This window comes from Paramuribaculum intestinale, assembly GCF_003024925.1.
GTDB lineage: Bacteria > Bacteroidota > Bacteroidia > Bacteroidales > Muribaculaceae > Paramuribaculum > Paramuribaculum intestinale.
Genome location: NZ_PUED01000150.1, coordinates 1 through 5,769, shown reverse-complemented (window position 1 = coordinate 5,769; position 5,769 = coordinate 1). Strand labels below are relative to the sequence as shown.

Below are 5,769 nucleotides of genomic sequence, written 5' to 3'. Positions count from 1 at the left end.
GTTTACGAAAATGCCGGAAGGTTTCGCCCAAATCTATCTGGACGAACTATTCATTGGCAATAAGAGTATTCACACGAATGTAGAGCCGGAAAATGCTATCATAGACTTGATGTCAAATTATGATGTCTCCAAGCTGATAATAATGATTTTCAGTTTCAACAAATCCAATGAATTGAAAGAGACAGAGCCATTTACTTTTTTCGGATGGAGAGAGGCTTTTCCGCTTGCAATTCATAAAGCAACCGGGGAGATAGTCGAAATAGACTGGGCGGACGATAACTGCATTGTAAGTTATATTGCCAAGGATCAGCAATCATATCTCGACCTTTTGTTTGCATTGCAAGAGAACAGCCTGTCAACACTCTTTTCAGATAGGCAAAAATGGAGTACCGAGCAATTGGCTGAAATTGCCGGAGGCAGTAAATATCAACCTCATTTAACGGATTTGTTGTCATAAAGTGCTTAAGATATGAAACATATACTTTTGATAATTACAGCCATATTGATCTTGTGTGTCTCGTGCAGGGGCAAAGGATCAGCGTCGGCATCGAATGATAGCCCTCATGACTCGATTACAGCGATAGATGACAACAGGCCTTTTGAGTTCTTAAGAAAACTCGGCATAGAATATGAATCGCTTATCGCTAAAAATGATTCTTTGCCGGCCCCATCTGACCGTGATTTTCTCCTCACCACTCATGAGCAGTGTTCATTACTAAGAGGCATAATCACTCCTGATTTTGCCCCGTCGGATACCGCATCGGCATATCTTGTATCTGTCCGTCAAATAAACGATAACGTAATCCTATGTCAATACAAATATCTTTTCAGCGATGCCGAAGATGTGTATATTGCCACATACGATACTGACGGACATCTGATTGACGCGATGTTCGCGGGTAACGATTGGGATAAGTCGGAATTAGCTTATAATCTGACGGACTCAAAAGAGTTAGTCTCCGTCGATCATACTTTAGTATATTTTATCGGAGACCATGAATTTACACATAACCATGAATACAAAGAAATAGAACATAACGTCAATACCGACAAGGACACGACCACCTACTCTCAAATGGCATCAATGACTTGTAACATAGAGCCGAACGGTAAAATCGACATAACTATGGAAGACGGATATGAAGATGGAGTATTCAGATTATGTTGTGGTTCAGACTGTAAGAAGGAATGGAAACTAATGAATGATATGCTCTCACTGTCCCGCTATCCTTATTCAGATAATAAAGTGCTTGACCAATGGAATGAATTGGGGAATATGGTTGATGCGGCTTCCTCTGAATCATTCGTTGATCATTTTTTCAAATATGTATTCTTGCCACAGCCTGAAAAGGTCTTAAAGTGGGTTTACGATAATCGTGATTACAAATCTCTATCCTTGACAATGCCGCTTGGATTCTATTATACATATACTCCACAATCCCGCAAAATCATCGACGAAGCCATCGCCCGACTTGACAATCCGGCAATGCAGGCATATTATAAGGAAATGACCGAACTGTGGATTACTAATGATTGATATTATGAAAAAATTGATTGGCATAATTATTCTGATACTTATTCTGTCTGTCGTGGCCGTTGGATGTGGCGGAGGTCATAAATCCGAAACTGCCGTATCACAGCAAACGGCGGAGGACACCGTAGTTGCAACCGTCCCTCAGATTGTCAGAGGCAGGGTTGTCGAAGATACCGTTATAGGCCTCTGGACAATAAAAGCATTAAAAGACTCCAATGATATAATCGTTGGAAGACAAGACTGGGCTGTAAGAGATTCATCCGTATTTCTTACCCTGTCGTATGACCGAAATATCGTGTACTCCGACAAGGAAATTCGCACGAAAGATTTGGTCGGCAACGAGGGTGAATATATGATGCAGTGGGGTGGCGAAGTCTTTTGGGACTCTGACTCTGCTGTTTACTTGTCGTTTGGTTGCATTCTTCCCGACACGGACGATGGCTGGAATATGCTATATCAGATTCTACCCGACGGTACATCAAATATCATTGTCATTGATGTATATATGGGCGTTGATGGCTTTTATGTAGTGGCTGACTTCATGGCTCTGTATCTGAACGAAAGAGCAGTAGGCGCGTCACCGGCAGACTTGAAAAGACTGTATGGACAGTATTGCACCAAAGAGCTTACCGAAGAACTATCTGCGGCGACTTTCCCGATTGTTTCGGATGACACCGATTTTCGGCACGCTTATAAGACAATTCATATAGAACCTCAAGACGGCTTTACAGGACCTCCGTTGGAAAAGTATTCATTCGAGGTGAAATTCAAACCTAACCCCAACGATGATAATGTGACCGACATCCTGTATATGGAAGTCAACGGCTCCACAAATAAGATTATAAAGATTAACAGCGGCGAAAGGGAAGTTATATGACAAACAAAGAATTATTTTTAACCATAGTTGAGCGGCCAAAGACAGAGCCTTTTCTCAAAGGCTTTAAGTTCCGTAAACGTGATTCTTCTTTCATCAAACAAGAAGGTGGTTTGCGACGGCATCTCGAATTAGACCATTGGAGTAAGGAGGGAGTGCTTATCATCTATCCTATCTATATGGTTCGTTTCGATGTGCTATTGAAATGGTTTGAGCCGTATAATGTAAAATCACCGCAAGACCAACAGGATAATCCTTCAGTCGGATTTACCGGAGATATGCTTGGCAGGCAGGATAAGTTTACGATTTCAGAAGCCAATCTGGAGTGCGAATACTCAAAACTCTGTGGCACACTTGCCGAATGTTCCCGCATAGTATTTCAATCATACACGTCATTGCATGATATGTTTGAACACGAGATTATACCCAGATTGGAGGGTAAGCGAGCATTACCAGATGTCGGTGCAGACTGGGCGTTCAAGTATCTTACACTAACACGTATTGAATCGCCTGAAGATTATCCGGCAGTCAAAGCATTGGTCTTGGCGCAAGTCCTGAAAATGGCTGAAAGGCACGAACCAAATATAATGGACTATTTCCCTCGACTGGATGAGATAATCAGCGTTATGGAACAGACTTTTCCAACAAAATAATTGCAGACGTCATGGAAATAGATGTGCCGAAATATGATAGGAATATTGGATTGCAACTCTGTTGGCATCCGGGTTATTCGATAAAGGTTTCAAGCGATAATAGCGAAGTAACTATATCAGCTAATCGGGAAGGATTGTTATCAATGGCAAACCATCTCCTCAATTTAGCACAGGCAGATGTGCCTCCCGGCACACATATACATTTGGATGAATACAATTCATTGGAAGACGGTTCACAAAGTATAATTATAGAGAAGGTATGAATCAACGAAAGAGGATAGGCGACTTTTTTGTTGGAGTGATTGTTACATTATTCCTTGCAGTATTGGCTATCCCAATGAAAGCCAATGATAATTGCCGTCAGGATACGCTGAAATATGATTATGAAAGTCTGTATGCAGTTCACTGGGATGTGACTGCCTGCCCGGTGGCAAATGTCTTTACATTCCCTCAAAATGACGTTGACAGGATTGTAGAAGCACTATTAGACACTCCAAAAGAAGCTTTATTTCAAGGGAATTGGATTTTATGTTTCTATTTGGATACTTCGTTTGAGGAAATCTCGCAAATCAAAAGCAATCTATCATCTATTGATTTACCACACGGATATGAGTGGAAGTTTGGATTATTTGAAAATGACAAACAGGGGCTGGCTCTTTTAGCAGCAGTTGTCGAATCGGACTCTAAATTTGTCGCTCATATCGGACATGCCTGTATAGATAAAGATCCATCAGGTAGACCTGTAATCAGCTTTTCGCTGTATCAAGGAGAATCCGATGACCTTTCAATGGAATTTAGAAAATTTCGAGTAAATCATAATTGCATTTTATTGACAATTAATGATTGGGCTTTCGCTCCAACCCAGATGAAACAACTTGACGCACCCTCTAATGACTATATCACTATTTCTTATGTGCCTGATGTCGTTATACAAGACTTGTACTTTACTTCCGTCAGGTATATGCTTGAAAACGTTATGCAAAACGAAGCTGTTAGACCGGCTCCAATAAAACAACAGCCATGAAGCGTTGGCAGAAGATATTGTTGGTGGCTTTTCATGCCGTGATGCTGGTACTGTTCCTCTTTGTGGTGTTGAACAGTTTGCAGTTACGTTGGCGGTTAGGCTATGTACTATTTTGGATTACCGTCCTTTCGGGTTGTGCGGTATATTTCATTCGCGGTAAAAAAGCGGTGTATAATACTATCTCACGGATATATGCCATTGGTTGGATGCTTCTCTCAGTTGTAGGCTTAATATTTACATTCCTGACGTTTGATGCCGTGTATTGCGAAACGGACAAATATATCATGAAGGAACCGTCAGAGATAATAGGCTTCGACAGTGCCATTCTTTATGAAAAGAAGGGTCTGCTTGAAGTAGAGAAACAGCGATATAAGTTTGTTCATCCAAAATCCTTTACCCCGTTGGACACCATCGGAGCTATTGTGATTTACGGAGATTTCGATAATGGCGAAACAACAGATGATGGCGTGGCAATACTCCCTCTTGACGATTCGTTTGATAAAGAAAAAGCCAAAGAATACGCACTAAACCACAACATTGAGTATGGAGAATAACGGGATAAGCAAGCCTATAAATAAACGACAACGATTCAGCCGATTCATGCGGTATCTTTCTGTGGCAGTTGTCACGGTTTGGTTGCTTGTATTTTTGATTGCATCTGCCGATAAAGATGAATTTCGGGCGGTCGGCGTCATTGTGTTATTGTTTTTCGTATTCCTCTTTATAATTCCGCTTATCGGATTTTGGATTTATTCTTTTGTCAAGGCCGTAAGGCGACACTCAAAAGCCGACAGGATTCTTTTATGGTTCCATATCGCCGATCTGTTAATCCTTGGGGGTATAGTTTTTCTACTTAATAGACCACCTATGAGATGCGATGCGTTCATTATGGCTGAATGTTACAACGGAGAGCCTGTTTTCTGGATGTGGAATACAGTAGGTCGTTATCGCGATATGCTGCCTGACAGCACACGACTGGTTGTTGAATTTGATAACGGAGATATGCCACAATCTATGCCCCAATCCGATATACTGGACGAATTTGAAAAAAAGCAACTAAAAGAACGTTTGGACTACTTAGGTTGTATAGGGATAGATGTCAACAATTATCCCGATTCGGAATATTCAACTATCCGATTCCGACGTATGAATATGGGAATGTACTCATATCGCCTTTATAATCATCCTCTCTCGCATGACCAGCAGGACAGCATAAACGCTGATCCGTGCCTGATAGTATATAATGACTCTACTGTTTTCGAGTTTAGTGCCGGTGTCTTAGGAGCACAGACTTTTCCTGGCAAACAGGAATTTCTTGAAGCGCAAAAAAGGAATGAAACTAAATGAAACTGACCGATAAACAATATAGCAATCAGGTTTTTAAGCGCACCTCGTTTTGTAACGAAGGAATTGCCGTGTGGTGGACTAAAAAGAAATTTGAGCGATGCCAATTTCTTGGATGTGATTTTTCAGATGTCCTTGCAAGAGGGTGTCGATTTATAGAATGTGTTTTCAAAAGCGGTAAGTTACAACATTTCTCTATGGGTGGACGGACTTCGGTCTTGCTACGGAAAACAATCTATATGGATTGCACTTTTGAAAATGTCAAATTAAGAAGTCTCGGAATTGCAGATTTCATTGGTTGTACGTTCATTAACTGCGACTTCAATACCTCATTCATTGC

Annotated in this window: 9 protein-coding genes; all 9 read left to right on the top strand. The window is 41.1% G+C overall.

Translation table 11 applies throughout. From position 1 onward, the window contains the following. Positions 1-457, top strand: a 457-nt coding sequence (locus tag C5O24_RS10220; protein WP_205961091.1) for a hypothetical protein, incomplete at its 5' end; no start/stop codon positions are given. A 12-nt stretch (positions 458-469) separates the two neighbouring features. Next, the gene (locus C5O24_RS10215) at positions 470-1,537 is read left to right on the top strand and encodes a hypothetical protein (protein WP_107035588.1); all 1,068 of its coding nucleotides are present in this window, start codon (positions 470-472) and stop codon (positions 1,535-1,537) included. Positions 1,538-1,541: 4 nt separating this feature from the next. Then, a complete protein-coding gene (locus C5O24_RS10210; RefSeq protein WP_133165529.1) occupies positions 1,542-2,411 on the top strand; it encodes a hypothetical protein in 870 nt (289 codons plus the stop codon). Continuing rightward, positions 2,408-3,061: a hypothetical protein gene (locus tag C5O24_RS10205; protein ID WP_107035590.1), complete on the top strand. Its 654-nt coding sequence runs from the start codon at positions 2,408-2,410 to the stop codon at positions 3,059-3,061. Before C5O24_RS10210 ends, C5O24_RS10205 begins: the two co-directional genes overlap by 4 nt. A gap of 11 nt (positions 3,062-3,072) precedes the next feature. Then, the gene (locus C5O24_RS10200; protein ID WP_107035591.1) at positions 3,073-3,324 is read left to right on the top strand and encodes an Imm32 family immunity protein; all 252 of its coding nucleotides are present in this window, start codon (positions 3,073-3,075) and stop codon (positions 3,322-3,324) included. After that, complete coding sequence (locus tag C5O24_RS10195) at positions 3,321-4,085, top strand: hypothetical protein (RefSeq protein ID WP_107035592.1); 765 nt, start codon at positions 3,321-3,323, stop codon at positions 4,083-4,085. Before C5O24_RS10200 ends, C5O24_RS10195 begins: the two co-directional genes overlap by 4 nt. Continuing rightward, positions 4,082-4,639, top strand: a complete 558-nt coding sequence (locus C5O24_RS10190) for a hypothetical protein (RefSeq protein WP_107035593.1) — start codon at positions 4,082-4,084, stop codon at positions 4,637-4,639. The genes C5O24_RS10195 and C5O24_RS10190 overlap by 4 nt, the downstream gene beginning before the upstream one ends. Beyond that, positions 4,629-5,432 (top strand): DUF4267 domain-containing protein, encoded by an 804-nt coding sequence (locus C5O24_RS10185; protein WP_068959873.1) that lies wholly within the window; start codon positions 4,629-4,631, stop codon positions 5,430-5,432. The genes C5O24_RS10190 and C5O24_RS10185 overlap by 11 nt, the downstream gene beginning before the upstream one ends. After that, the coding region (locus C5O24_RS10180) for a pentapeptide repeat-containing protein (protein WP_205961090.1) at positions 5,429-5,769 on the top strand (341 nt) is incomplete at its 3' end. The genes C5O24_RS10185 and C5O24_RS10180, both read left to right, overlap by 4 nt.

Excerpts from the sequence above, each read along its gene's own strand:
- C5O24_RS10215 (WP_107035588.1), top strand. The coding sequence starts at position 470 with ATGAAACATATACTTTTGATAATTACAGCCATATTGATCTTGTGTGTC.
- C5O24_RS10210 (WP_133165529.1), top strand. The coding sequence starts at position 1,542 with ATGAAAAAATTGATTGGCATAATTATTCTGATACTTATTCTGTCTGTC.
- C5O24_RS10205 (WP_107035590.1), top strand. The coding sequence starts at position 2,408 with ATGACAAACAAAGAATTATTTTTAACCATAGTTGAGCGGCCAAAGACA.
- C5O24_RS10200 (WP_107035591.1), top strand. The coding sequence starts at position 3,073 with ATGGAAATAGATGTGCCGAAATATGATAGGAATATTGGATTGCAACTC.
- C5O24_RS10195 (WP_107035592.1), top strand. The coding sequence starts at position 3,321 with ATGAATCAACGAAAGAGGATAGGCGACTTTTTTGTTGGAGTGATTGTT.
- C5O24_RS10190 (WP_107035593.1), top strand. The coding sequence starts at position 4,082 with ATGAAGCGTTGGCAGAAGATATTGTTGGTGGCTTTTCATGCCGTGATG.
- C5O24_RS10185 (WP_068959873.1), top strand. The coding sequence starts at position 4,629 with ATGGAGAATAACGGGATAAGCAAGCCTATAAATAAACGACAACGATTC.